The organism is Acidovorax sp. 56, from assembly GCF_002749705.1.
Taxonomy (GTDB): domain Bacteria; phylum Pseudomonadota; class Gammaproteobacteria; order Burkholderiales; family Burkholderiaceae_C; genus Acidovorax.
The window spans coordinates 4,324,300-4,350,886 of record NZ_PEEV01000001.1 but is presented as its reverse complement, the minus strand read 5'-3'; the positions used below and the strand labels follow the sequence as shown (position 1 = coordinate 4,350,886).

Here is a 26,587-nt window from a genome sequence, read left to right as displayed (position 1 = left end):
TTGCGTCATACCATCACCTTGATCCCCGCCGCCATTAATACCATCGCGAGAGCCAACTGAATCCATCGGCCCGCAATTTTTCCAGCGAGCAGGCTCCCCAAAAGCACCGCAGGAACAGAACCCACCAACAAGCTGCCAAGCATCCATAGGTCCACCATTCCGGCAAACAGATAACCAATTCCAGCAACGGCCGCCAATGGAACCGCGTGCACGATATCGGTGGCGACTAGGCGATGAGGGGTCATCCGGAGTGGATAGAGATATAGCAACATTACAGTACCCAGCGCTCCCGCTCCTACCGAGGTAAGGGCTACACACAACCCCAAAACTGCGCCAGCAACCACCGTCAGCAACGGCTGAATGGCCTTAAAACGCACCGGTTCTTCGATACGCTGCTGGCGCGCAAGAGCCCTTAGATATGGCGCAGCCAGCAAGCCTGCGGCAGTGATGAGCACAACAATGCCAATCGTTTTGGTTAGCCACTCCACCTGCGCCATCCGAACACCGAAGCTGACTATCACAACGATGACCAATGCTACCGGCAAGCTCCCCATCCACAAGCGTTTAGCTACCCGCCAGTCCACATGACCACTGGCATGGTGTGCACGTGCGCCAACAAGTTTGGTGATGGCCGCAAACCACAAGTCAGTAGCGATGGCAGTGATTGGAGACACGCCAAAGACAATGAGCAAAATGGGCGTCATTAGTGCGCCGCCACCCACACCCGTGATGCCCACGACCAAACCGGTCAACGCACCGGCTAGCGCATAAGACGAATCAATCACTCGGGCATCCAGGCCATGCAACCAGCAGCAACGAACGAGGGATTGAATACCTCAGGTTTGCCATAACGCAGGGGGCGGCCTTGCAGGTCCAGCACCAAGCCCCCTGCGCCCTCTAATACAGCTTGTGCAGCTGCCGTATCCCACTCACAAGTGGGAGCCAAGCGTGGATACATGTCAGCCTCACCTTCCGCGATCCGGCAAAACTTCAATGAACTGCCCGCTTGCATCAACTGCACGGGTCCCAGCCGGTCGATCATTACCTTTGTATCGACATCCAAGTGACTTCTGCTGGCAATGACTCGGCACACTGAAACATCTGCAGGCTCAGCCACCCGAATGGCAATGGGCACATTGCCAATGCATCGCCACGCCCCCAAACCAGCACCTCCCCAATAGAGAGTATCGATCGCAGGTGCATACACCACCCCCAAGATGCTTCGCCCCTCCTCGACCAGAGCAATATTTACGGTGAACTCGCCGTTGCCGGCGATGAACTCCTTGGTTCCGTCCAACGGATCGATTAACCAAAACCGCCTACTTTGGCAGCGGCCGGCATGCGAACTCTCAGACTCCTCAGACACTACGGGGCAGTCCGGCAGCAATTGTTGTAAGTGATGAACTAACACCTGATGGGCAGACAAATCCGCTTGCGTCAATGGAGAAGTGTCTTTCTTCAACGTTGCCGCGAATTGCTCTGTGGCGTACACAGCCATCACTGCGCTGCCAGCAAGGCGTGCAATAGGCAGCAGCTTTTCGAGCAATTTAGTGATCTCAGCATGTCGCATATTGCAAAATTACAAAAATTTGTCGAAGATGTGCATCCTATCATTCAATTTTTCATAAATAAATTGAAAAATAATCAAATTGCGACAAACCTCACTCAAGCGTTGTTAGGCCTTGATGCCAAGCAGGTTTGGGATACGGAGCTTGCATACTCGCACCTGAAGAAATGTGGCGAAGCCGACACCAAACGAACCGCCGAGCGCAGACTCAACGCGCTAGGACTACTCCCACAGGGACTGAACGACGGTGATTTGCGAGACGAGCAAGGCCTCCCCCCCAAACGCTTGGTGCTGAACTGGGCGATGGAGCAAGCACGCAAACGACGCGACCGTGTTCTTTTTGCCCAGCTAAGGCCGCTACCGAATGGTGCACCCTGCCTGCATGCGAACGACGCGCGCGGCGCCCGCATCTGGGCACCACTGCCAGACTCGCAAAAAGAAACCATTTGGCAAGCCCTGCTGGCGCTGCAAAAACACATCAGCAAGCCCGTCGCGTTGTTTCCGCATGGTGCGCTGGTCGAAGCCCTGCGAACAGCACCAAACGCACCAAGCATCAACGTTCACTTACAGGCGTACCGATCCGCAATGCCCAACGGCAGGCATCCACAAAAGGGCAATTTGTCGTCGATGCCCCTCTCGCCACATCTCAGACAACTCGAGGCGGAAAGCATTTACATCCTCCGAGAAGCAGTGGCCGAGTCCCAAAACCCTGCAATGTTGTATTCCATTGGAAAAGACAGCAGCGTGATGCTGCACCTGGCGCGCAAGGCGTTTTACCCCGGGGTGCCCCCGTTCCCACTGCTACATGTAGACACCCGGTGGAAGTTTCAGGAGATGTACGACTTCCGGGACTGGATGGCCCGCGAAAGTGGGATGCAGCTGCTGACACACATCAACCCGGATGCCATTGAGAAAAACATCAATCCTTTTGACCATGGCTCGGCCCTTCACACCAACATTACCAAGACCGAGGCATTGAGGCAGGCACTCAACCAGCACCAGTTTGACGTGGTGTTTGGCGGGGCGCGACGAGACGAAGAGCAATCTCGGGCCAAAGAACGTGCGTTCTCGTTTCGCACCGCCAATCATCAATGGGACCCTAAGAACCAACGCCCCGAGCTCTGGAACTTGTACAACACGCGCAAAACCTCCGGGGAAGGCATACGGGTGTTTCCACTGTCGAATTGGACCGAACTGGACGTCTGGCAATACATCCTCCACGAGGGGATCCCGGTTGTGCCGCTTTACTTTGCCAAGCCACGCCCTGTCGTGGTGCGCCCAGGAATGATCATGCTGGTGGACGATGATCGCTGCCAGCTACTGCCTGGGGAGGAAATTCAAATACGTAAGGTGCGCTTTCGCACGCTGGGGTGCTACCCACTGACGGGCGCCATCGAGTCTGAAGCAGACACACTGGAAGACGTCCTGTTGGAACTTATCAACACCCGCCAGTCCGAACGACAGGGCCGCAAGATTGACACCGACAGCGCGGGATCAATGGAAAAGAAGAAGCAGGAGGGTTATTTCTGATGGCACACACCACCCAATCGCAAACAGCCCCATACCTGGCACGCAATAGCGACACAACCCACCTAGGCGACTGGCTCGCACGGCAGGCAGAACAAGACACGCTACGTTTTATCACTTGCGGCAGCGTAGACGACGGCAAAAGTACCCTGATAGGGCGTCTTTTGTGGGAATCTCACCATATTTTTGACGACCAACTGGCTGCTGTAACTGCCGCTTCTAAACGGCATGGAACACAAGGCGACAACATTGACTTGGCGCTATTGCTAGACGGCCTGTCTGCCGAGCGGGAACAAGGCATCACCATCGACGTGGCCTACCGGTTTTTTGATACAGCACGGCGCAAGTTCATCGTGGCGGACACCCCAGGGCATGAGCAATACACCCGGAACATGGTGACTGGCGCGTCTACCGCAGACTTGGCGGTTATCCTGATCGACACCAGAAAGGGTTTGCTGACGCAAACACGACGGCACGCCCGCCTAGTTTCACTGATGGGTATTCGTCACGTAGCGTTGGCTATCAACAAGATGGATTTGGTTGGGTTTGACGCCAAAGCGTTTGAACGGATCGAACATGACTTTGGCACGCTGGCCAAAAGCCTGCAGCTTGACACCGTGACAGCTATCCCAATCTCTGCATTGCAGGGCGACAACATCACTACCCGCTCTGCCCGAACGCCCTGGTACAGCGGCCCCACACTCTTGGGATATCTGGAAACGGTGCAAATCCATCCAGCCACCGACCAGCGATTGGTATTCCCCGTGCAATACGTCAACCGGCCCCAGGCCGATTTCAGGGGCTTAAGTGGCACCGTTGCCAGTGGACGAATCGCGGTGGGCACCCCGGTACGTGTCACGGCATCGGGCCAAACTGCACAAATCAAACGCATCATTACCCCGGCCGGAGACGCCTCAGAAGCCTTGCCAGGAAGCGCCATCACCGTAGTGCTGGACAAAGAATTGGATGCATCGCGCGGCGACATTTTGGCTCGCGCAGATACCCCGCTTGAGATGACCGACCAGTTCGCCGCCACCGTGATATGGATGCATGCAGACCAGGGAATGGTTGGCCGTAGCTACGAACTGAAACTGGCAAACCAATGGGCAGGCGCATCGCTCACCAGCATCAAGCATCGCATCGACGTCAACACCGGCGCGCACGAAGCGTGCAGAGAACTGAGCCTGAACGACATCGCCTTATGCAATCTGGCTCTTAGCCGACCGGTGGTGTTTGATGCCTATGCCAAATCTCACACAATTGGCGGCTTCATCTTGGTAGACCGGTTCAGCCGGGCCACCGTAGCCGCAGGCCTGATTACCCACAACCTGCGCCGTGCCGATAACGTGCACCGGCAAGCTTTAAGCATTACGCGGCAAGACCGTGAGCTGCTGAACGGCCACAAAGGGAAAGTGGTCTGGTTCACCGGCTTGTCCGGCTCCGGAAAATCAGCCATCTCAAACGCACTGGAAAAAGAATTGCACGCCCAAGGCAGGCGCACCTACATTCTGGACGGCGACAACATACGCCAGGGACTAAACCGTGACTTAGGGTTTACTGATGCCGACCGCGTGGAGAACATCAGACGAGTGGCGGAAGTAGCAAAACTCATGATGGATGCGGGCCTGATCGTGATGACTGCATTCATATCGCCCTTTCGTCAAGAACGCGAGCTTGCACGCAGTCTGATTGGCAGTGAGAACTTCGTAGAGGTCTACGTGGCGACTCCACTAGCAGTGTGTGAGCAGCGCGACCCCAAGGGACTTTATAAAAAGGCGCGAAGCGGGTTACTACCCAACATGACTGGGCTGACTAGCCCCTATGAGCCGCCGGACCGGCCCGACATGACAATCAATACTGCAGATATCCCTGTATCGGAGGCCGTGAAACGGCTCCTCACCCATTGCGCGTGAGTCAGCCATGAGGCTTGGCGCAGCAAGCGGCCATGTCCCAACAACCCCTTGCGGTCTGCCAGGGTGCGGCCTCGGGCAGTCCGAGGCGTTGCTTTTCCAGTCAATAGCTGTGGCATTGGCCGCCCAAAGACGCCTTGCGGCCTGTCCCGATCCGCACTATCACCGACTCGCGAGGGTTATGCAGGACATCCCTAGCAGCCCACTAAACAACTTTCCAATGCAAGTCAACAGAAGTCACATGACTTTTGAATTTTTACAACACACCAGACAACAAATTTGCTAATTGTAAATTTATTTTTACACTTCATCACCTGACTGGAAATAAAACTATGGGGCTAGTGATTCAATCAATCGAAAAATTCACCATTTAAAAAATCCAGCCCCGCAATTAAAAATCACCAGTATTAATATTAAATGCAATTATTAAGCCAACCCAAACAAAAGCAAAAACATCCAGCCATGGCACTATCACTCACAACCGCCTCCGGCATAAAAAACACATATCTCAAACCGAGATCAATGGCGAACTGTTTTTTGGTTTTTTTAGCTTTAACTGGCTGCAGCTCTATGGAGGGATCCGCACCATCACAGAACTTGCAGCAGGGATACAGTAAATCAACCACCCCGCAAAACACTGACAAAAAAGTTCTCCCAGCAATGAGAGGGGGTTTAAATGTTTACATTGACCCTCAGACGGGCGAATTTATCCAAGAACCCAGACAAGGGCAAGAAGCACTAAAAATAACTCCAGAAATGCAAAATGCAACAAGCACGTCGAGCGAAGGGCTTGTTGAAGAAATAAGTCCCGTTCCCGGTGGCGGCGTGATGATTGATTTAAAGGGAAGATTTCAGAGCCCACTAATCATTACACAAGACCCTTCAGGCAAGCAAAAAACTCGCCATCTGAACGATCTTCCCCTGTATGCGCCGCAGCACCCGACAAATAAAAATACAGAAGGTTCAGGCCATGAGCAAAAATAAAGCCAATTTTCTGCTATCACTATTAGTTGGTTCCATTGGTTTACTCGGTTCTTTATTACCAGCCAGCGTCAATGCAGCGACCGTCACCGTGGTGAATTTGGATAGCCAAGGTGAAGGTTTCAATGACACAACACCTGCCAGTCCAGTTGGTGGCAACAGCGGCACCACGATTGGTCAGCAGCGCACAATAGCGTTTCAGCATGCTGCAAATATTTGGGGCAGTCACTTGCAAAGTGCCGTTCCCATAAGGGTTGGCGGTCAATTTGACCCACTGCCTTGTACGGCATCCAGCGGCACCCTGGGCAGCGCCGGCCCCAAATCTGCCAACCGCGATTTCGCCGGCGCACCAGTCGCCGGCACTTGGTACCCTATTGCGCTGGCAAACGCCATAGCGGGGATCGATTTCCTTCCAAACGACAATCACATCAGCGCAACATTCAGCAGCACGATCGGCTCAACAGGCTGCTTGGAATCCTCTGGGTGGTATTACGGGTTAGATGCATCCCCCCCCCGGGAAAAATTGACTTTGTCAGCGTGCTTTTGCATGAGCTCGGGCATGGACTGGGCTTTCTCACTTACGTTGACCGTCAAACTGGTGCCAAAGCGCTTGGATTCGATGACGCCTACATGCGCCACCTTGAGCGTCATGGGTCAACACCACCTAGTTTTCCCAGTATGACGGACGCCCAAAGATTGGCCGCAAGCATTGACACAGGAAATCTACATTGGACTGGGGCCAATGTGCGCGCAGCGAATGGCACCCTGTTCGTCGGCACCGTGGGGGATCACGTGCGCATGTATGCGCCCAACCCTGTAGTGCCTGGTTCTTCCGTATCGCATTGGGACACGGTACTGTCACCCAATCAAATGATGGAGCCCAGTTACACGGTTCCAATTCACACCCCATCTTTAGAACTTCAATTATTCAAGGATATTGGGTGGGGGGTGAACACTCCTACACCCGGTACATATGCACTGAACGTTGCGGTAGCAGGCTCAGGCACAGTAACCAGTAACCCTAGCGGCATCAATTGTGGCGGAGACTGCTCAGAAAATTATGCCAGTGGTACCAATGTCACCCTGACAGCCACCGCTAACTCGGGTTATGTCTTTGGCAACTGGAGCGGAGCTTGTGCGGGAAGCAGCTCATCGTGCGTTGTCAATATGAACGCGGCCAAAAGCGTAACGGCTACATTCACCTCTACGCCGCAAGCCAATCTCTCCATTGCGAAAGTCGGCACAGGATCAGGCACAGTCTATCGAACTAACGGGGCCATCAACTGTGGCACAACCTGCTCAGAATCTGTAGCACCGGGCGCTATTGCAACCATTAATGCCTCACCGGCAACGGGCAGCGCATTTGCGGGCTGGAGCGGCGGAGCGTGCACAGGCACTGGCACCTGTTCCTTCAGCGTAAATGCAAATACCACCGTCAATGCACAATTTAATCTGATTGCTGGAGGTAAAACACTTACGCCTTTGCTCCTGTCGAACCTTTCTGGAGTTAGCGACTCATCGCAATACTATTCTGTGGCAGTTCCAGCGGGAGCCAGAAATTTAGTTATACAAATGAGCGGAGGGAATGGGGATGCAGATCTTTATGTTAGATACGGCCAACAGCCCAATTCAACAAATTATGATTGCCGCCCATATCTATCAGGCAACAACGAAAGCTGTAATTTTCAAACACCCAATGCGGGCATTTACTACATATCCATCACAGGCTTTCAATCATTTAGTGGATTGACGTTATCCGCCAGTTATCAAACCGTTATTTTCGACCCCTCAATTATTATAAATCTACTTATAAACTAGTTAATTCATAATTTTTAACAACAAACAATTACCTAAGACGAAATATGAAAAAATCATCACTAGCAGCAGTTCTCCTGACTTTTTCATCAATCACTTTCGCAGTAAGTGACACGGGAGAAAGACAAATTACCAGCTTCGGCATCCAGACCGGCGGCCCTTCAACCGTTGGATATCTGACAGTCACCCCCGCTGTATCGACTAACTGCCTATACGGAGTCATGTACATATATAACGCGACTGATCCTATACCCAAGTTGTTTTTTGCCACAGCTCTAGCAGCCTACTCGTCTGGAAAGCCCGCCAAGCGGATAGATTACGATTTAAGACCTGATGGAACATGCTCTATAACACTCATCAACTTCTGAGAGCCGTGTTGCACAACCCCTGTTTGGCTCGGCATTACACGAACCCCAGATGGGGTTGTGCCACGGCCGCAGTCACCTGAAGCTTGAACGTTCTGGCTGGCCTTGCTGCGCAAACCTAATTCAGGCGGAGATAACCCAACCCCCAGACGCAGCTACGCCATAGCTGTCGCATCCCGGACGATCATATGGTCGCTTGCGAAACAGATGCTGATGCGTCTGGTACCACTCTTTCATAGCCTGCATCGGTGTACTGCTCTTGAGCGCTGACTGCGGCAACTGGTGGTTGTACAGGGCCACATAGCGCAGCAGGGTCTGCTCCATATCCTCGCGGCTGTTGAACCTATGGGTCTTCAGAACGTCCGCAATGCGGCCGTTAAACCGCTCCACCATGCCGTTGGTTCTGGGCGTCCTCGGCTTGGTCAAGCGGTGCTCTATGCCCAGCTCCTGGCACAGTTGGTCGAACTCATGGTTGCCGCTGGGTTCGCGTTCCTTGCTGGCAAACAGACGGTCCGTGAACTCTTTGCCGTTGTCGGTCAGCAGCCTGTTGATCCTGATCGGACAGGCCTTGTGCAATGCCTTGAGGAAGGCCTGTGCACTTGCTGCAGTCTTGTTGGTTTTGAACTGCACGAACACCCATCGCGTGGCCCTGTCGATGGCCACGAACAGGTAGCGTCGGCTGCTCTCATCCTGCATCTGGGGCAAGTACTTCACATCCATGTGCAAGTAGCCTGGCTCGTAGCTCTTGAAGGCCTTGTAGGCCAGCACAGGCTGCTGGGGTTTGAGGGCATTGAGGTTGCCCGCTCCATGGCGGCGAAGGCACCTGTCCAGCCCGGAGCGCGAGACATGGGCGCAGATGAACTCCCGTGTCACGGCCAGCAGGTCATCCAAAGGCAGCAGCAAGGTACGTCGCAAGTGAACCACCACGGTTTCTTGCGCAGGCGTGAGCACAGTTTGCAGGTAATGGGCCGTGTGCGAGCGGTCTGCAAAGACGGAACGCTTCTTCCACTTGTAGACCGTCTGCTCAGTGATCCCAAAGCGTTGGGCCAGGACGCTGGCTGGTTCATTGCTCGCTGCGATCTCGGCACGCACGGCAGGTGTGGTACGGGCGTTCTTGTGCAGGGCTATCAGCATGGAGTCACTCCTGGGGTGGATTGCAGGGACTCTATCAACTTCTTCAAAACAGCTCGGGCCATAAAGAGCGGATAGCGTTTAGAGTCTATGCAATCGTCCGGGATGCGACACATAGCGAGCACCGACACAGACACAGACATCGTTGTCGGGTGCCCAAGTTGGGTAAAGCGGTTGAACAAAGCCACCCGCACCTGAAGTTATGTGACCTAGCGCTCGAACGTGCGCGCCATCACTCGCTCACCCAGGCGTTTGAGGCGGTGCATCTTTGCCTCCACCAAACTGCCCCGGTGATAACCGCTCCATATCTTCCAAATCTCGCGCCCAAAGCCCGCAGCGCCGCATGACAGTCCTTGATGTAATAAGCACCGTCGGTACGCACACTGGCTATCGATTCTTCAGGCGATAGCTGCGCCAGCAGTGCGGGAAGCATGGGCGCGTCGCCAACGCTGTTGCCTGTGACCTCCTCAATGGCCCGTATCTCCCGCGTGTAGGCATCAATGCCCAGGTGCACCTTGCGCCACTGCCGTCGGTATTCAGCACCATGCTTCTTTCGTTTCCACTCCCCTTCGCTCAGGAACTTGATGCCTGTGCTGTCCACCAGCAAATACCGCGCGATGGCGCTGCATTGGTAAGGCTGTCGTACCAGCACTGTCTTGTGGCGGCGAAGCACAGCGCTGAAGCCGGGAACCAGCCGATCCAGACCTGCTGGATGTAGCAAGCTCTGAATCAGCCCCAGGCTCTGGCGCAGGGCCAAACCAAACAGTCACTTGACGATGGCAGCATCCATGATGCGTCTGCTGGCGACCCCGCATGCCACCGGCAGATGCGTACCACTGCATGTCTTCGTCCAGCCAGATCGTCGCATCTGGCCTTGAGCGCTGCATTGTGTCTGACCCACTCAGTGGCCTTGTAGCGGGACTTAGGCTACTGGGATTTTCTCATCCCCCAAGACCACCAGCGTAAGGCCTGTGTTTGTCCAACAAAGCCGCTCATGCTCCTGATCCACCAACAGTTCAAGGAGGAACTTGTGCAACAGCGCTCCTTCAATCCCTCAATGATTTTAATTTCGTCCGCATCTCACATATCCATTGCTCGCAACACTTGTATTCTTCCGAGTTGAGCAACTCCATCCTGTCCGAATTATCCACAAAGGCGAGCGTGTGACCTCTATCAACGCTGTGCATGTAATCTCCGATATATTTATTCACCTCAAGACCCTCCCAATCAGAATTCTCCTTCGTAAAAATTTGAAGCGTCAGATAATAATCCTCCATAAATTTTTGATTTTCATGATAATTAATTTTTTGGCGATCAATTTTTGACAAATCAAGCATAAAGCTATGGAGTGGCGCATGGTTTAATTTCACAAATTCATCATATGAGTAGCCGTATTCATATGTGCGCTCTCGTTTTACAATAACACCTTCTACATATTTATAGCTTGTGGCATATACACGCCCAAAAGATACTGCCTTTCCTGTTTCGGTCAGTCTTGATAACAGCCATTGATAGGCTGTTGAAAAAAGTAAGTCGTCGTAATCCAGAAATGCCGCGTAACGGGTCTTAACTGCCTTAAGCCCCTCATTGAGGAGCTTGGAGCGCAAATCATCGCTTCCATTTTCAGAGAAGAATGGCAAGACGGTCGGCTTTACATTATTTGCCCAGGGTATGCAAGTGAGAAGTTCTTCTAACTGGATAGACTGAAACTCGCTCAGATCTTGCGTCACCACAAGTGGGGTAACTCTGCAGCCCTGCATTGCCGCAAGACAATATAGAGCGTTGCTCAATAGCTGAATGTCTCCAGACTTGTGAAATCGAATTACCGTTGTCACTTCTTCTATGGGCCTATCTTTCAAGGAAGATACATTGGTCACAAAGCAATGGGCATCGGTTCGGACGCGAAAATTTTTATACCCAATTAACTTACATTTTTTTGATAACAAACCAATAGCAGAATAATAAGCATACTCTGAAGACGTAGAACCATTTTCAGTTAAATTAGGTAACTCAGTTCGACTGTCATAGGTATTAGCAAGGACTACAGAGCTAGGGCAAGACAATGCTGTTTTGAGCATTTTTTCAAGCACATCTGCACCAAAAAACACCGCACGCCTAAACTCAACAATAAAATCCGCGCCGTCAGAATCTCCGATATATGCAAAAGGGCAGTCATCAATAAAATCTCCATTATCAAAAGAGATTTTGCAAATTTTAAAAATCGTTGAAGCAGCAAGGCACCTAAAAAAACGTGACCTCAACTGCTTGTCAATTTTAAACTGCGATGCGATGGATTCTGGAATCGTGATATGTACGATAATATTTTGGGGTATCTCCGCATCAACATTCAACTCCTGAGAAAGTGAAATCCCCGAAATCGCACGCCCCACAGAATTAAGATACGAAAATCCGTATCGCGAGTCTGGCTCCAAATGCGCGCCCTCCGCCCACTCATTCCAAGCATTTACAATAATAAACCTTTTGTCTTCAGGCAGGGTGCTTCTCGAATAATCAATCACACGATTCAACCAATCTGAGAAACAAGCGGGCGTACTACCGTGAAGTAGAAAGGCATCCCGGCCATATCTAGCAGTGTTATCCCACATTGGCACCACTGAGCGGAAATAGGTGAAAGGCTTCTCTTCCATTTGTTGGCTATAAAAATTAGCCACATCATGATATGGAAGCACGCTCCCATTTATAGGCTCATACTGATTAAGCTGATTCTTGATATCTGAAACTGCACCATTCGTCCAATCGTGCAAAACCCGCTCCGCGCCCGCATCCATTGAGAAATCGCAGGGATTTGTCGCACCTCTGGTTAGCACAGCCACAATGTAGGGTTTATTTACACCAGCCGTCTGACATTCTGCCTCCCAAATGCTTTGATACATTTGTGAATCCACGATAGAAGAAGGCCTGTAAATAAACAAAACTGGCCTGTCATCTATTTTAATATATCTTGGATCACTGAAAAATGGCAACAAATATTGGATGAAATCCTTGGCGTCCTCGCTCGAATAATTCTGTTGAAGCAAAACTTCGCTCTCATTACCATCCCAGCGCCGCGTCCAGTTTTCATTTGCCCAACAAAAACAAAACGGCATATCAATATCTGGATTTGCCAAAAGTATCTGAGCAGGCTTTTCTAGAATTAGCTTTCCAGAGAACCAATAATGATAAAAAATCTGGCCAGCAACGCCGGCTTTATGCATCATTTCAGCTTGCTTTTTCAGAATATCTGGACCATCGATGAGGTAGTAGCCTAAATCCGGATGAGGTATATGCTGCTGATAATGCCCAGGAAACAACGGATTTGACGCCCGCACCTTGGTCCACTCCGTAAAACCTTCCCCATGCCACAAATCATTTTCTGGGGTCGGATGAAACTGCGGCAAATAATAGGAAAGTATTTTAATATCACTGCTTTTCTTTACAAAAGAATAGTCGCGCTGATCCTCGTAATGCAGAAAATCATGAATCGAATCACCCTGGTGTAGTCTCATGAACTTTCCTGGGTGCGCATGCGCGAAAACAAACAGCAACCGCTCCAATGCATGCGCTAAGGTGCCATCAGGCTTTATCGGTTCAGGAGGGAAATCATTCCAATCCAAGGGCAAATGAAGAAAATCTTTGACACATGCTCCACGGGCCCAGAACATAAAGCCCTCAGGAAAATCAATTACAGGATAGTCCTCAATCCGCAATGCGGTGTATTTTTGCAAAAATTCTTTTGCAACACCAAAATTATCAGCCCAGCCTGTGCCATCCCTCAATATCCCAAAATCACCTTCTGGAAAGACGATTTTTGCCGAAGTCAATAGTTTTTCAAAAATTTTGGCAACACGCCCCCCACTACTGCCCGGAGCGCCAAACAAATTATCAAACAGCTTCGTTCGCCAAGACGACAAATTATTATTATGAATGCTCTTTTTAGTATGAAAATGACCTACAACATCATATTTACTCAATCGATCGCCAAACTGAATAATAAATGGCGCAATATCACGACCTCTATTTGGCGTAGATTCAACAAAAACCTCACAGACCAAAGGCAATTTTTCTTTTAAAATTGATTTAACATCATGAAGATCAATACCTTCTCGAACAGAAACAAATAAATCGCAACGGAATTTCACATTGGACAAATATGAAATCATTTCATCCAATAAATCCACATAAAAAATATGCAGATGAATACCAATTCTTGGATTTTCAAGGGATACAGGAGGTTTTCTATCCAATCCTGGATCAATATAAAACGGCTCTATGCTTATAGAACCATTTTGCCCGCCAATATTTCCAACAGACAAAGCACCTGAACGTAGCGGCTTGAATGCCTTCAGTGCTTGACGGAAAAACGCCACAACACCCTCATTGCTTATAACCCTGATACTGAGTCGAATAGTGGCGCCAACACCACCATTTCTCTTAATAATATCAGAAACCAATGTTACGGCATGCCTAATTTTTTGAGATAAACCGAGAACATATCTAAGAGGGGCCGTCACTTGCCAACTTTTACTGGCATATAGGGCGGAAATTGTCTTCTGCAGAGCACTGATTTCAGCGCTCAGACTCTCCGGCAAAACTCTTAAAGCAGAAAGTTCCCTCTCTCGTTCAATCGCGGATTGATTCAGCGTAGAGATTTTCTGATCCCGTTCAATAACAGCCTGATTCAGCGTAGAGATTTTTTGATCCCGCTCAATAGCAGCCTGATTCAGCGTAGAGATTTTCCGATCCTGCTCAATAGCAGCCTGATTCAGCGTAGAGATTTTTTGATCCCGCTCAATCAAAGATTTATTACATATAGAGATTTGAGCTTTATTATTTTCAATGAGCTCATCACATTTCTGAAGCAATATTTCTTGTGCAGATAACTCTGTTTTTCCCTTGATTATCCGATCGCTCAGCTTATCGCACAACTTTAAAATAGGTCGAATCCGTTCGATCTCTTCTTTCCATTTTTGAACGTAACTGGAATTTTGCAGCTCTTCAATCGATACAAGATCAATTGATGCATTCAAAAGCACGGAATAAATCTCGCGAACCAATGGCGAGGCAGCCTCATTGATCTCGACATCGGCGCTAGAAAATTTCGAGTGCCGCAATTTTTCATCTAAAAAATCGCTACGATAAACCGCTAATTTTTCAGTATCTAGAGGAGAGCCGAGCCAATTTGCCAATCGGTTAAGCTGTCCTTCGGGATCGATAATTAATTGATCATAGTCGAGCAAAATAAATGGTCGGCTTCCTATATTTGCAAGACCTGAAACCATGTGCTCCGCCCACAGAAAAAAAGATTTTTCTGGATCAAAACCATCTCGGCGTGTTAATGAATTCACTACACTGAGAGGGTTCCGAATGGCGAAAATATACCGCACATCAAAATCACCTTTGACAAAAACCCTCTCCCAAAAAGGAAGTAACACAGCGGTACGTGGGTCCTTTAAACCAAAGTATTCGAATCCATGGATTTTTGAATGCAGTAGATCGGTGGCCCTGGATAAGTAGCCACGATCACACAAATTCTCAATATCAAACGTTTGAATTGGATCAAGACTATGCCAACTACGACCAATGATTTCGAGCATTTCAGCATTCAGAGCAACAAAATCAAGATCCTCCCAGAATCCTTTTTCATTGTTACCCTTGGCAGGAGGCATCAAATGTTCACCCAAGGCAACGTCCATGGTCTGTAAGCCTCTGGCAATTGCACTGGTTCCACTGCGGTGCATTCCAAGTACGATAACCAACTGTGACTTTTCTTTTTGCATATTCACTGGATTTTGCATATTCAATTTTCTTCAATCATGATACTCGGTGAACAAGAGAAATCAATGATTCCAGTTGCCAAATCATCCGATTCAGAAAGTACGCGAAACATTGCGACATCAATCAGCCGATGTAAGTAAGTTTCACTTCCATTCACATCCCCAACTACACCAGCATTAAGAAAATAAATTCCTTTATTAATCCGGCAAGAAAACTCGAAACTTACCGAAAATACAGAACCGGAAGTCACATAAGGAAGGCTGGTGCGATTGGATGCAGCCGATACCGCTCCTCCCATTTCAATACCGGTTGTCGTCTTGATCATCATCCCAAACCTGACATTGCTGGCCGGGCGTTCAAATCGCACACGGTAACGATAGTAATAAGTATTGCCCCGTGTCAGGTTGTTAACACGCTCTCCCATGCTCGTATAGATTGCCGGATCTTCAATGATTGCGCCATAAGACTCATACGCGATGGTACTAACAGGTTTGAGAGAAGGATCGTAGCTATCGGATAGCTCATCAGCAGGCTCTGTCCTAGAAATAGAGGGAAACACGATGGGTCCAGCCTTCGCTAGACTGGCTGAGTCAACCTGCTGATTGGCATCTTCTAACCGAATTTCAGCGCGGATGGCATCGCGTTTATCGTTAGGTGCATAAAGTAATTTTTGATAACGTCCAACAATTTTCTTAGGCGAGCCAATGGCAAGACGCTCCCCCGCATCAAGTAGGATGGCACGGTCGCACAACTCGACAACAGTGCCACCGGAATGCGACACAAACAGGATGGTGGCCCCAGCAGAGCGAATCGCTTCAATCTTGGAGAAGCACTTTCTCTGAAAAAGCTCATCTCCCACCGACAGCGCTTCATCAACTACCAAAATTTGCGGATCTACGTTGATTGCAACCGCAAATGCCAGACGCACGACCATGCCGCTGGAATATGCCTTGACTGGCTGATCGATGAACGAGCCAATATCGGCAAATTCTGTAATTGCATCAAAGCGACTGTCAATTTCGCTACGGCTTAGCCCCAATACTGCGCCGTTAAGATATACATTTTCACGCCCGGTAAACTCGGGATTGAAACCAGATCCCAATTCCAGCAAGGCAGCAATGCGACCATTGGTAGAAATGACTCCAGTGGACGGGGATAAAGTCCCGCAAATTATTTGCAGTAAGGTAGATTTACCACTGCCGTTCCGACCAACAATTCCGACCGTCTCGCCTTTTTTAATCTCAAAGCCTATATCACGCAACGCCCAAAACTCACGAAAATATTTCTTAGCAGGCTTTCCAAGCGATCTATACAAATGCGGCAGGACAAATTGCTTCAGCCGATCGCGTGGTTGTTCATAAATCTCAAAGCACTTACTGAGACCTTCAACTCTAATTGCAACTTCAGAGGACATCAGAAAATCCATTTCTAGTCTTTTGAAACCAGAAAAAACCTAAGAAGGCAATTGCCGATGCAAAAATCCATCCAATGCTCAACACTGCAAAATCAGGTGTCTTTCCCCAAAATAAAATATCTCGCACTTGCTCAATTGCTGCAGTTAATGGATTTATATAAAGAATGTGGCGATATCGCTCAGGCAATGAAGCCAAAGGATAAAAAATAGGACTCATAAACATCAGCACTGCCGTCAAGACGCCGATAAACTGTGACACATCACGCAAAAACACACCCAACGACGCCAAAGCCCAGCTCAAACCCATTGTAAAAAAGCCCAATGGAATTATGATGAGAGGCAAATAAAATACAGTTAAATGAGGAATTCCAAAAAATAAAAAATACGCTACAAACCATACAGCCAGGCTTATGAGCGCATGATAAAGTGCGGAGAGAAAAACCACAAACGGTAGTATTTCCAGTGGGAATACCACTTTCTTAACATAATTTGGATTTGACAAGATAATGCTTGGCGCAGCATTAATACATTCCGCAAATAAATTAAAAATTATTAAACCAGCAAACAAAGCCAAAGCAAATTCTGTTTTCGAATCGCTCCCCGGGTTCCAGCGCGCTTTAAATACTTCGCTAAATACAAAGGTATAGACTACCAACATAAATAGCGGATTAAAAAACGACCACATAATACCGAGTACAGAGCCACGATAGCGCCCTATTACCTGACGCTTCGTAGAGACTTGAATAAGTTCGCGGTTACGCCAAAGACTGGCGAACATTTCAAATGGGCTTGCAGAGAACTGACGCATTAGAAGAACACCTCCGCCAGGCTCAAAGCCAGCCCCTGCGCATCCTTGGCCGATAGCAGCGGCTGCGCACCCTGCAGGCGCCAGTCAATGGCCAAGGTGGGATCATTCCAAGCGATGCTGCGCTCATACTGCGGCGCGTAGTAGTCCGTGGTCTTGTACAGAAACTCCGCCATCTCGCTGAGCACCACAAACCCGTGCGCAAAGCCCGGTGGCACCCACAGTTGGCGGTGGTTGTCTTCGCTCAGCTCCTCTGCCACCCATTGGCCAAAGCTGGGCGAGCTTTTGCGGATGTCCACCGCCACATCCAACACGGCCCCGCGCACCACGCGCACCAGCTTGCCTTGGGGTTGCTGGATCTGGTAGTGCAAGCCGCGCAGCACCCCCTTGGCGCTGCGGCTGTGGTTGTCTTGCACAAATTCGTGCTGGGTTCCCGTGGCTTCGTTGAAGGCTTTTTGGTTGAAGCTTTCAAAGAAAAAACCTCGGGCGTCTCCGAACACTTTGGGTTCGATCAACACAACGTCGGGAATGGCGAGGCGGGTGGCTTTCATAGGCAATGGCGTTGGATGCAAATAACGGTAGGCAGCGGCAGCGGCGGTTTAGTAAATCTTCTCTTTGAGCACCCGCATCAGGTACTGCCCATACCCGTTCTTGGTGAGCGGCTGGGCCAGGCGTTCTAGCTGGGCGTCGTCGATCCAGCGTTGGCGCCAGGCGATTTCTTCCAGGCAGGCGATTTTGAGGCCCTGGCGGTGTTCCAGGGTGGCGATGAATTGGCCGGCTTCGAGCAGGCTTTCGTGGGTGCCGGTGTCCAGCCAGGCGTAGCCTCGGCCCATGATTTCGACGTTGAGCTGGCCTTGCTCCAGGTACAGGCGGTTCAGGTCGGTGATTTCGTATTCGCCCCGAGCGGAGGGCTTGAGGCCCTTGGCCAGGTCGACGACCTGGTTGTCGTAGAAGTACAGGCCCGTGACGGCGTAGTTGGACTTGGGGGCCTTGGGCTTTTCTTCCAGGGACAGGACTCGGCCTTGAGCGTCGAATTCGGCCACGCCATAGCGCTCGGGGTCGTGCACGTGGTAGGCGAAGACGCTGGCGCCCTCGGTGCGGGCGCTGGCGCTGCCCAGCAGTTCATGGAAGTCGTGGCCGTGGAAGATGTTATCGCCCAACACCAAAGCCGAGGGGGCGTTGCCGACGAATTGCTCGCCAATCACAAAGGCTTGCGCCAGGCCGTCGGGGCTGGCTTGCACGGCGTATTGCAGGTTCAGGCCCCATTGGCTGCCGTCGCCCAGCAGTTGCTCAAAGCGTGGCGTGTCTTGCGGGGTGCTGATGACCAGGATGTCGCGGATGCCCGCCAACATGAGGGTGCTCAGCGGGTAGTAGATCATGGGCTTGTCGTACACCGGCAGCAGTTGCTTGCTGATGGCCAGCGTGGCCGGGTGCAGGCGCGTGCCGGAGCCGCCGGCCAGGATGATGCCTTTGCGCTTATTCATGTGATTTACTTATTTGTTGAGTTGTCATATTGCTTTTGCACCCACTCGCGGTAGGCGCCCGATTGCACCTGCGCCACCCACCCAGGGTTGCCCAGGTACCACTGCACGGTCTTGCGGATGCCGGTGTCAAACGTCTCGGCAGGCTTCCAGCCCAGCTCGCGCTCGATCTTGCGGGCGTCGATGGCGTAGCGGCGGTCGTGGCCGGGGCGGTCGGTGACGTAGGTGATCTGGGTTTTGTAGCTCTGGCCGTCGGCGCGGGGACGCAGCTCGTCGAGCAGGGCGCACACGGTGTTGACGATGTCGATGTTGGGCTTTTCGTTCCAGCCGCCCACGTTGTAGGTCTCGCCCAGGCGGCCGGCTTCGAGCACGCGGCGGATGGCGCTGCAGTGGTCACGCACGTACAGCCAGTCGCGCACCTGCATGCCGTCGCCGTACACGGGCAGGTTTTTGCCTGCCAGGGCGTTGACGATCATGAGGGGGATGAGTTTTTCCGGGAAGTGCAGCGGGCCGTAGTTGTTGCTGCAGTTGGTGGTGAGCACCGGCAGGCCGTAGGTGTGGTGCCAGGCGCGCACCAGGTGGTCGCTGGCGGCCTTGCTGGCCGAGTACGGGCTGTTGGGCTCGTAGGTGTTGTCTTCGGTGAAGGCCGGGTCGGTGGCCGAGAGGGTGCCGTAGACCTCGTCGGTAGAGACGTGCAGGAAGCGGAACGCTTCTTTTTTGATAGCTGGCAGCGCTTGCCAGTATTGCCTTGCAGCCTCCAAAAGCCTGAAGGTGCCGACAACGTTGGTCTGGATGAAGTCTTCGGGGCCGTGGATGGAGCGGTCCACATGCGATTCGGCCGCGAAGTTGACGATGGCACGGGGCTGGTGCTCGGCCAGCAGGCGCGCGAGCAAGGCGGTGTCGCCAATGTCGCCCTGCACAAAGATGTGGCGGGGGTTGCCCTGCACGCTAGCGAGGTTGTGCAGGTTGCCTGCGTAGGTGAGTTTGTCGAGGTTGACCACGGGCTCGTCGCCGTTGGCAATCCAGTCGAGCACGAAGTTGGCGCCAATGAAGCCGGCGCCGCCAGTTACTAATATGGTCATATTTTTGACCCAAAGAAAAAGTGTTTGAAAACAGCATGCCCCTGCAGCACCAGCCGCAGATAGCCCGCGCGGTAGAAGCGCTTGGTGACGCAATTATTCAGCGCATGGCTGTGCGGCTGAAAGTTCACCTGGAGTTGTTTGCGCTCTGCCCAGAATTCTGGTGCCCTGCGCAACGCATCGCGGTACACCCGTAACATCAGCAAAAACCGCCCGGACAAAGTGTGTCGGCCCATCATCAAGATGTGCGCTAACACCCAAAACACCCCATACCGCCACCAGAGATGGGAAGGTACCAACTTGATATGCATCCACAGGGCATTGCGCAGCCCATGGTACGCAATGAAAGGGTTATAGCCCCCCCCACTACTGGCCTGGCCTTCGTGCAACGCCAGCAGCTGGTCCAGATACACCGGGCGGTAACCCATCAGCACGGCGCGCATGACAAGGTCAGTGTCTTCGCAATAACAGAAAAAGCGGGGATCAAAGCAATAACCCGAGGCGGCTTTCAGTTGCTCTACCAATGCCCGACTGAGCATGCAGCACCCCCCGGTAGGGCCGACGTACAGGTCGTCTAGTGTTTTGCGGTCTGCGGGCATCAGACTGGAATACAAAGCGATGCCAAGCGTATCAACCTCAGCCGGATTGGCCAGTTTGTGCATACGCCCCCCGGCAAGGCCAGCCCCTTCGCCGGCGGCCTGCAATGCATCACGCAGCAATGCAAGCATGTCTTTTTGCGCAACAGCATCATTGTTAAGCAGCATGATGTAGTTGCAAGTGGCCTGCTTCAATAGCAGGTCAATCAGCACATTGCTTCCCTCGGCAAACCCGAGGTTTTGCTCAGACCGATAAATACGCAAGGACCCGACCTGCGGCGCACGCGCGCCTTCCAACAGATGGTGGTAATCGGCGGCTGCAGAGGCGTTGTCGAGCACAAGCACCCAATCCGGCAGCAGGGTCGATTGCTGGATGGATTCCAGACAGCGCAGCGTTTGCAGGGCTGTGTTGTAGTTGATCACGAGCACACCTACCCCCTGCCCTGAGCCCTCTGCCACAGCCAGACACAAGGCCTCTACAACGTCCATTGTTGGATTTGTATTGCGCAGCTCAGTCATGCAGCTTTGCTCACTGGTGGCACTCGACCGTAAACGTCATCCAAGCGGACGATATCGTCCTCTCCTAGATAAGATCCAGACTGGATCTCAATGATTTCCAGCGGCTGCGTCCCAGGATTACTCAAGCGGTGCGTTTGCCCCAACGGAATGTAGGTGGATTCGTCTTCCTGCAACTGAAAACAGCGATCGCCATGGGTGACTTCTGCAATGCCTTTGACCACGACCCAATGCTCAGCGCGGTACTTGTGCATTTGCAAGCTCAGGCTGGCCCCCGGATTAACCACAATGCGTTTGACTTGGAACCGCTCACCGCTATCGATCAGGTCATACCAACCCCAGGGGCGATGAACCTTTCGATGCTGGCTGGCAAGTTTGTTACCCCTTTGGTTTAGCTGGGCCACTACAGCCTTAACCTCTTGGGTACACCGTTTGTCGGCTATCAAAACGGCGTCTGGGGTCTCGACAACCACCACGTCTTTAAGACCGATACCCGCTACCAAACGGCTTGAGGACAAAAACAGGGAGCCGCTGCAACCGTGGTGTTGGACAGCATCACCCACCACGGCATTTCCTTCATTGTCGCGGTCTAACACGCTCCACAGCGCATCCCAAGAGCCAACATCTGACCAACCAGCCTGCAACGGAACCACACTGATTGGGATCCCCCATTCAGGATGGGCAGGCAGCTTCTCCATCACGGCATAGTCAATGGAATCCGAAGGACACGACTCAAATGCGGCGGCACTGGGGCGGATGAAATCCATATCGCACCGCGCTGCCTGCATTGCCCCCTCACAGCTGCTCAAGATGTCAGGTCGGCCTGCAGCCAGCGCCCTCAACCAGGTACTTGGCCGCATCATGAAAATGCCGCTGTTCCACAGATAGTTACCCTGGGCCAGGTATTGCTCCGCCAGCGCCAAGCTCGGCTTTTCCGTAAAACCCTCCACAGGAAACGCTTGATTGCCTTGTTCCCGCCGGTATTGGATGTAGCCATAGCCTGTTTCAGGATGCTGCGGCACCACACCAAAGGTGACAACCCCTCCCTCAGACGCCAGCCCATACCCCAGCCGCACGGCATGTTGAAAGGCGTCTATGTCCCTGATCACATGGTCTGCAGGCATGACAAGCATCACCGGATCTTCGTTGCCAGCACGTGCGTGCAGCGCGGCCAGAGCAAGTGCAGGGGCGGTGTTTCGAGCCACTGGCTCGAGGATGAGATCGGCATGACTAATACCGATTTCCAGCAACTGGTTGGCGGCCAAAAACCGATGATCCTCATTGCAAACCAGCAGCGGCGAAAAGGCCACAGCTATATCGCCCTCAAAGCCATGCAACCTCATTGCAGTCTGCTGAAGCATGGTTTGCTCACCCGCAAGTGCAAGAAACTGTTTGGGGTAACTCTCCCGAGACAAAGGAAAAAGGCGAGTGCCAGACCCGCCGCACAGGATGACAGGAAGCAGTGGACAGGTCATATGCCAGAGGAGTTGCCAGGCGACTGCTGCCCATGGTCATCTGTGCGAGCTTCCAAATCTGCCTGAAGCAAAGCCAAGCGCTGGTTGAGCCGACGCACATCGCGCTCTATGCGCGTATTCACCATGTCGGAGTGCAGTGATTTCACTAAAAGCACCATACATGCGAGCAAGAGCAGCAAGGCGGGTGGGTAGCTGATCCCGAGCAATGCCGCCAGCTTGTCAATCAGCCCTGGCCATGCACCCAACAATGCAGCGGCTCCCGCCACCAGCACCCAGAAAAGACCATGCATCACATAGAGATGGTCTCTGCGAATGAGATGGAGGATCAGCGCCGCAAGGCCAATGCCCATTAGCGTGGTGGTCAATTGCAAGGACGCCATTCGGTTTTGAGGAGAGTGAGCGCCTCACTCTGCATCGCAAGAGTGTTTACAGGGCAAGAGGCGCGGAGTAGGAAACGCCTGGGAAAGTCGAAGATGGGCGGACTCCCCTCTCCACAGCGTTCAGTGTGTTGTCAGATTGTATATAGCGGGTAAAGCGTCCCGAGTTGGCCCCAGGTAAAAGTTGTGGGGTGCACCAGAGGATCAGCCCTTGAAATGCCATCAAATGCCCCTATCATTAGCACTCACACAGGCAGAGTGCTAACAATGCCGTGCCATTAATTGCAAAGCGCTGGGGATGGCCTCTGGCGCGCCACGTAACTTTCATCACAGGAGAGATCCAATGAACCTTCGCCCTCTGCACGACCGCGTGATTGTCAAGCGCATCGAAAGCGAAACAACGACTGCCTCTGGCATCGTGATCCCTGACAACGCTGCAGAAAAGCCTGACCAAGGTGAAGTGCTGGCCGTGGGCCCTGGCAAGAAGAACGACAAGGGTGACGTGATCGCCCTGAACGTGAAGGTCGGCGACCGCGTTCTGTTCGGCAAGTACTCGGGCCAGACCGTCAAGGTCGATGGCAACGAGCTGCTGGTCATGAAAGAAGACGATTTGTTCGCAGTGGTCGAGAAGTAATTCTCTCTCCCTGCTGATTTACTCATTTTTTCATAGCTGCTCGCGCTTTCCAGACAAGCGCCGGCAGCCAGTTTGAACCCAATTTAGGAGCTCCAAATGGCAGCAAAAGACGTAGTTTTCGGCGGCGAAGCCCGCGCTCGCATGGTTGAAGGCGTGAACATCCTGGCCAACGCGGTCAAGGTCACGCTGGGCCCCAAGGGCCGCAATGTGGTGCTGGAGCGCTCGTTCGGCGCCCCGACCGTGACCAAGGACGGTGTGTCCGTGGCCAAGGAAATCGAACTCAAGGACAAGCTGCAGAACATGGGCGCCCAGCTCGTGAAGGAAGTGGCTTCCAAGACCAGCGACAACGCTGGTGACGGCACCACCACCGCCACCGTGCTGGCACAAGCCATCGTTCGCGAAGGCTTCAAGTACGTGGCCGCTGGCATCAACCCAATGGACCTGAAGCGCGGTATCGACAAGGCTGTTGCAGCCCTGGTGATCGAGCTGAAGAAGGCTTCCAAGCCCACCACCACCTCCAAGGAAATCGCCCAAGTGGGTTCGATCTCCGCCAACTCCGACGAAACCATCGGCAAGCTGATCGCTGACGCCATGGACAAGGTTGGCAAGGAAGGCGTGATCACCGTGGAAGACGGCAAGTCGCTGGAAAGCGAACTGGACGTCGTGGAAGGCATGCAGTTTGACCGCGGCTACCTGTCGCCCTACTTCATCAACAACCCAGAAAAGCAATCCGCCATTCTGGACAACCCCTTCGTGCTGCTGTTCGACAAGAAGATCAGCAACATCCGCGACCTGCTGCCCACGCTGGAGCAAGTTGCCAAGGCTGGCCGTCCCCTGCTGATCATTGCCGAAGAAGTTGACGGCGAAGCCCTGGCTACGCTGGTGGTCAACACGATCCGCGGCATCCTGAAGGTCGTGGCTGTGAAGGCTCCTGGCTTCGGCGACCGCCGCAAGGCCATGCTGGAAGACATCGCCATCCTGACGGGCGGCAAGGTCATCGCTGAAGAAGTGGGCCTGACCCTGGAAAAGGTCACCCTGGCCGATCTGGGCCAAGCCAAGCGCATCGAAGTGGGCAAGGAAAACACCATCATCATCGACGGTGCTGGCGCTGCCGCTGACATCGAAGCCCGCGTCAAGCAAGTGCGCGTGCAGATCGAAGAAGCCACGTCCGACTACGACCGCGAAAAGCTGCAAGAGCGCGTGGCCAAGCTGGCTGGCGGTGTGGCCGTGATCAAGGTCGGCGCTGCCACCGAAGTCGAAATGAAGGAAAAGAAGGCCCGCGTGGAAGACGCACTGCACGCTACCCGTGCAGCTGTGGAAGAAGGCGTTGTGGCTGGCGGCGGCGTGGCTCTGCTGCGTGCCAAGCAAGCCGTCGGTGACTCGGTCAAGGGCGACAACGCCGACCAGGAAGCCGGTATCAAGCTGGTGCTCAAGGCCATCGAAGCGCCTCTGCGCGAAATCGTGAACAACGCTGGTGGCGAAGCCTCCGTCGTGGTGAACGCTGTGTTGGCCGGCAAGGGCAACTACGGTTTCAACGCCTCCAACGACACGTACGGCGACATGCTCGAGCTGGGCATTCTGGACCCCACAAAGGTCACCCGCACGGCCCTGCAGAACGCTGCCTCCGTGGCATCGCTGCTGCTGACGACCGAAGCCATGGTGGCAGAGGCTCCGAAGGAAGAAGCTGGTGCTGGCGGCGGCATGCCTGACATGGGCGGCATGGGTGGTATGGGCGGTATGGGCATGTAATGGCCCAGGCGCTCTGACCCGAGAGCCCTACACAAAGCCCGCAGGCCTTCTGGCCTGCGGGCTTTTTTCATGGGGCAGCGCCGCCTCCTGGTGTGCCCTGCATGGATCCTTGGAGCGCACGGCTGATGGCGTTCAAAGGGATGTGGTGGATCAATGCCCCATAGCAGTATGAAAGGCTTGTGGTGCGCGAGCAAGCCCCGACCGCACCCGCCCCATTGCATGCACCCCTCGCGTCTAAGCGATATCGGCAGTTAACGCTTATCCACAATTGGCAACCCGCATGGGTTGGTCCGTCATTTTTCTTGGAAAAAATGATTTTGCAACGCCTGGATACACTCGCCTTCACCCGGCCACTGCCGGTGGTATTCCAGGCGAGCACTCGTGCAGCACACCGCCTTGGCATCGCATTCTTCCTCACGCCATGGCCTTCACCTCCCCTACCGTCACTGTCCTTGACCTCACCGCGCGCCTGGGTCTGTATTCGCTGGCGCACTGGGGGTGGCCAACGTTTCGGGGCCAGGCCCCTGGCTGCAAATTCCCCTGGCAGACGCCACCGTAGCCCCAAGAATTGACTGGCTTCGCCCCGCCAGCGCCAAAGAACTGAGCTTGCCCTCCCCGGCCAGCGCAGCGGTCATCTTGCTGATCGGCCCAGGCTCGGTGAATCTGCTGCGCGCCACCCTGGAATGGCTGGCAGCGTTTCGTCCGCCCGCTGTCTGGGCGCTCCTGATGCCCAACGCGCTCATGGAGGAGTCTGTCCTTCGGTCTGCACCGGCACAGCACCTGGCAAACCTCCAGGCGTACCAGCTGCCCGACAGCAGCCCTCAAACTTTGTGGTTCATCTTGATGGAGCAACTGGGCAAGCTCAGCGTCATGGACGAACTGGCCCTTCAACACGCCCACAACCTTTCACAAACCAACGATATGAGTTCCAACCTAAAGCAGTGCATGGACACCACCATGACCATTGACGGCGCCTTGGCCGCCGCCGTGGTGGACTACCGCAGCGGCATGTGCCTGGCCCAGGCAGGCAGTGGCATGAACCTGGATCTGGCCGCCGCAGGCAACACCGAAGTGGTCAAGGCCAAGCTCAAGACCATGGAGATGCTGGGCCTGCGCCGTGGCATTGAAGACATCCTCATCACCCTGGGCGACCAATACCACTTGATCCGCCTGATCCCGAACAGCGAGGGGCTGTTCCTGTACCTGGTTCTGGACAAGGCCAAGGGCAACCTCGCCCTGGCGCGCTACAAGCTCACAGACATTGAGCGATCGCTCAGGGTCTAGAGCCCCGCGGCCCCATCGGCACGGTCCCACGCCCGCAGCCCGCAAGGCCTGCGGGCTTTTGCGTTTCTGAAGCCCCCGCGTCCCGCACACGGGTCTATGACTGACT

20 protein-coding genes and 1 pseudogene are annotated in these 26,587 nt (G+C 53.0%); 8 read left to right on the top strand and 13 right to left on the bottom strand.

Features of this window, described 5'->3' with window-relative positions; all coding sequences use genetic code 11:
* Positions 1-5 precede the first annotated feature (5 nt).
* Positions 6-785: a sulfite exporter TauE/SafE family protein gene (locus CLU88_RS19320; RefSeq protein ID WP_099657985.1), complete on the bottom strand. Its 780-nt coding sequence runs from the start codon at positions 783-785 to the stop codon at positions 6-8.
* On the bottom strand, positions 782-1,570 hold the full coding sequence (cysQ, locus tag CLU88_RS19315; RefSeq protein WP_099657984.1) for a 3'(2'),5'-bisphosphate nucleotidase CysQ: 789 nt from the start codon (positions 1,568-1,570) through the stop codon (positions 782-784). The genes CLU88_RS19320 and cysQ overlap by 4 nt, the downstream gene beginning before the upstream one ends.
* 624 nt (positions 1,571-2,194) lie before the next feature.
* On the opposite strand from cysQ, the gene cysD reads away from it, so the two are divergent.
* The 5 genes from cysD (at position 2,195) to CLU88_RS19300 (ending at position 7,803) form a co-directional block, all read left to right on the top strand.
* The gene (gene cysD, locus CLU88_RS19310; RefSeq protein ID WP_233205624.1) at positions 2,195-3,097 is read left to right on the top strand and encodes a sulfate adenylyltransferase subunit CysD; all 903 of its coding nucleotides are present in this window, start codon (positions 2,195-2,197) and stop codon (positions 3,095-3,097) included.
* A complete protein-coding gene (gene cysN, locus CLU88_RS19305; protein WP_099657983.1) occupies positions 3,097-5,007 on the top strand; it encodes a sulfate adenylyltransferase subunit CysN in 1,911 nt (636 codons plus the stop codon). Before cysD ends, cysN begins: the two co-directional genes overlap by 1 nt.
* Positions 5,008-5,421: 414 nt before the next feature.
* On the top strand, positions 5,422-5,988 hold the full coding sequence (locus tag CLU88_RS22890) for a hypothetical protein (protein ID WP_143226052.1): 567 nt from the start codon (positions 5,422-5,424) through the stop codon (positions 5,986-5,988).
* Positions 5,975-6,667 (top strand): hypothetical protein, encoded by a 693-nt coding sequence (locus tag CLU88_RS22885; RefSeq protein ID WP_143226051.1) that lies wholly within the window; start codon positions 5,975-5,977, stop codon positions 6,665-6,667. Before CLU88_RS22890 ends, CLU88_RS22885 begins: the two co-directional genes overlap by 14 nt.
* Positions 6,664-7,803: a pre-peptidase C-terminal domain-containing protein gene (locus CLU88_RS19300; RefSeq protein WP_158235622.1), complete on the top strand. Its 1,140-nt coding sequence runs from the start codon at positions 6,664-6,666 to the stop codon at positions 7,801-7,803. Before CLU88_RS22885 ends, CLU88_RS19300 begins: the two co-directional genes overlap by 4 nt.
* Positions 7,804-8,288: 485 nt before the next feature.
* On the opposite strand, the gene CLU88_RS19295 is transcribed toward CLU88_RS19300, so the two are convergent.
* From CLU88_RS19295 to CLU88_RS19245, 11 genes and pseudogenes are all read right to left on the bottom strand, one after another.
* A complete protein-coding gene (locus CLU88_RS19295) occupies positions 8,289-9,299 on the bottom strand; it encodes an IS481 family transposase (RefSeq protein WP_099657981.1) in 1,011 nt (336 codons plus the stop codon).
* 128 nt (positions 9,300-9,427) lie between these two features.
* A pseudogene (locus CLU88_RS19290) lies at positions 9,428-10,220 on the bottom strand (IS5 family transposase); the annotation flags it as partial.
* A gap of 122 nt (positions 10,221-10,342) precedes the next feature.
* Positions 10,343-15,091, bottom strand: coding sequence for a glycoside hydrolase family 99-like domain-containing protein (locus CLU88_RS19285; RefSeq protein WP_099657980.1), 4,749 nt, complete (start codon positions 15,089-15,091; stop codon positions 10,343-10,345).
* A gap of 2 nt (positions 15,092-15,093) precedes the next feature.
* A complete protein-coding gene (locus tag CLU88_RS19280; RefSeq protein WP_099657979.1) occupies positions 15,094-16,485 on the bottom strand; it encodes an ABC transporter ATP-binding protein in 1,392 nt (463 codons plus the stop codon).
* The gene (locus CLU88_RS19275; RefSeq protein ID WP_099657978.1) at positions 16,475-17,293 is read right to left on the bottom strand and encodes an ABC transporter permease; all 819 of its coding nucleotides are present in this window, start codon (positions 17,291-17,293) and stop codon (positions 16,475-16,477) included. The genes CLU88_RS19280 and CLU88_RS19275 overlap by 11 nt, the downstream gene beginning before the upstream one ends.
* Complete coding sequence (gene rfbC, locus CLU88_RS19270; RefSeq protein ID WP_099657977.1) at positions 17,293-17,841, bottom strand: dTDP-4-dehydrorhamnose 3,5-epimerase; 549 nt, start codon at positions 17,839-17,841, stop codon at positions 17,293-17,295. The genes CLU88_RS19275 and rfbC overlap by 1 nt, the downstream gene beginning before the upstream one ends.
* 48 nt (positions 17,842-17,889) lie before the next feature.
* A complete protein-coding gene (rfbA, locus tag CLU88_RS19265) occupies positions 17,890-18,774 on the bottom strand; it encodes a glucose-1-phosphate thymidylyltransferase RfbA (RefSeq protein WP_099657976.1) in 885 nt (294 codons plus the stop codon).
* Between the two features lie 5 nt (positions 18,775-18,779).
* Positions 18,780-19,853: a dTDP-glucose 4,6-dehydratase gene (gene rfbB / locus CLU88_RS19260; RefSeq protein WP_099657975.1), complete on the bottom strand. Its 1,074-nt coding sequence runs from the start codon at positions 19,851-19,853 to the stop codon at positions 18,780-18,782.
* Positions 19,850-20,965, bottom strand: coding sequence for a glycosyltransferase family 2 protein (locus tag CLU88_RS19255; protein ID WP_099657974.1), 1,116 nt, complete (start codon positions 20,963-20,965; stop codon positions 19,850-19,852). Before CLU88_RS19255 ends, rfbB begins: the two co-directional genes overlap by 4 nt.
* Complete coding sequence (locus CLU88_RS19250) at positions 20,962-22,437, bottom strand: mannose-1-phosphate guanylyltransferase/mannose-6-phosphate isomerase (protein WP_099657973.1); 1,476 nt, start codon at positions 22,435-22,437, stop codon at positions 20,962-20,964. The genes CLU88_RS19255 and CLU88_RS19250 overlap by 4 nt, the downstream gene beginning before the upstream one ends.
* Complete coding sequence (locus CLU88_RS19245) at positions 22,434-22,817, bottom strand: DUF2304 domain-containing protein (RefSeq protein WP_099657972.1); 384 nt, start codon at positions 22,815-22,817, stop codon at positions 22,434-22,436. The genes CLU88_RS19250 and CLU88_RS19245 overlap by 4 nt, the downstream gene beginning before the upstream one ends.
* 340 nt (positions 22,818-23,157) lie before the next feature.
* On the opposite strand from CLU88_RS19245, the gene groES reads away from it, so the two are divergent.
* The 3 genes from groES to CLU88_RS19230 all read left to right on the top strand — a co-directional run bounded on the left by groES (position 23,158) and on the right by CLU88_RS19230 (position 26,481).
* Positions 23,158-23,448, top strand: a complete 291-nt coding sequence (groES, locus tag CLU88_RS19240; RefSeq protein ID WP_099657971.1) for a co-chaperone GroES — start codon at positions 23,158-23,160, stop codon at positions 23,446-23,448.
* Positions 23,449-23,544: 96 nt separating this feature from the next.
* A complete protein-coding gene (groL, locus tag CLU88_RS19235) occupies positions 23,545-25,197 on the top strand; it encodes a chaperonin GroEL (protein ID WP_099657970.1) in 1,653 nt (550 codons plus the stop codon).
* A 921-nt stretch (positions 25,198-26,118) separates the two neighbouring features.
* A complete protein-coding gene (locus CLU88_RS19230; RefSeq protein ID WP_099659017.1) occupies positions 26,119-26,481 on the top strand; it encodes a hypothetical protein in 363 nt (120 codons plus the stop codon).
* Positions 26,482-26,587: the final 106 nt, after the last annotated feature.

Excerpts from the sequence above, each read along its gene's own strand:
- cysQ (WP_099657984.1), bottom strand. The coding sequence starts at position 1,570 with ATGCGACATGCTGAGATCACTAAATTGCTCGAAAAGCTGCTGCCTATT.
- cysD (WP_233205624.1), top strand. The coding sequence starts at position 2,195 with ATGCCCCTCTCGCCACATCTCAGACAACTCGAGGCGGAAAGCATTTAC.
- cysN (WP_099657983.1), top strand. The coding sequence starts at position 3,097 with ATGGCACACACCACCCAATCGCAAACAGCCCCATACCTGGCACGCAAT.
- CLU88_RS22890 (WP_143226052.1), top strand. The coding sequence starts at position 5,422 with ATGCAATTATTAAGCCAACCCAAACAAAAGCAAAAACATCCAGCCATG.
- CLU88_RS22885 (WP_143226051.1), top strand. The coding sequence starts at position 5,975 with ATGAGCAAAAATAAAGCCAATTTTCTGCTATCACTATTAGTTGGTTCC.
- CLU88_RS19300 (WP_158235622.1), top strand. The coding sequence starts at position 6,664 with ATGACGGACGCCCAAAGATTGGCCGCAAGCATTGACACAGGAAATCTA.
- CLU88_RS19295 (WP_099657981.1), bottom strand. The coding sequence starts at position 9,299 with ATGCTGATAGCCCTGCACAAGAACGCCCGTACCACACCTGCCGTGCGT.
- CLU88_RS19285 (WP_099657980.1), bottom strand. The coding sequence starts at position 15,091 with ATGCAAAATCCAGTGAATATGCAAAAAGAAAAGTCACAGTTGGTTATC.
- CLU88_RS19280 (WP_099657979.1), bottom strand. The coding sequence starts at position 16,485 with ATGTCCTCTGAAGTTGCAATTAGAGTTGAAGGTCTCAGTAAGTGCTTT.
- CLU88_RS19275 (WP_099657978.1), bottom strand. The coding sequence starts at position 17,293 with ATGCGTCAGTTCTCTGCAAGCCCATTTGAAATGTTCGCCAGTCTTTGG.
- rfbC (WP_099657977.1), bottom strand. The coding sequence starts at position 17,841 with ATGAAAGCCACCCGCCTCGCCATTCCCGACGTTGTGTTGATCGAACCC.
- rfbA (WP_099657976.1), bottom strand. The coding sequence starts at position 18,774 with ATGAATAAGCGCAAAGGCATCATCCTGGCCGGCGGCTCCGGCACGCGC.
- rfbB (WP_099657975.1), bottom strand. The coding sequence starts at position 19,853 with ATGACCATATTAGTAACTGGCGGCGCCGGCTTCATTGGCGCCAACTTC.
- CLU88_RS19255 (WP_099657974.1), bottom strand. The coding sequence starts at position 20,965 with ATGACTGAGCTGCGCAATACAAATCCAACAATGGACGTTGTAGAGGCC.
- CLU88_RS19250 (WP_099657973.1), bottom strand. The coding sequence starts at position 22,437 with ATGACCTGTCCACTGCTTCCTGTCATCCTGTGCGGCGGGTCTGGCACT.
- CLU88_RS19245 (WP_099657972.1), bottom strand. The coding sequence starts at position 22,817 with ATGGCGTCCTTGCAATTGACCACCACGCTAATGGGCATTGGCCTTGCG.
- groES (WP_099657971.1), top strand. The coding sequence starts at position 23,158 with ATGAACCTTCGCCCTCTGCACGACCGCGTGATTGTCAAGCGCATCGAA.
- groL (WP_099657970.1), top strand. The coding sequence starts at position 23,545 with ATGGCAGCAAAAGACGTAGTTTTCGGCGGCGAAGCCCGCGCTCGCATG.
- CLU88_RS19230 (WP_099659017.1), top strand. The coding sequence starts at position 26,119 with ATGAGTTCCAACCTAAAGCAGTGCATGGACACCACCATGACCATTGAC.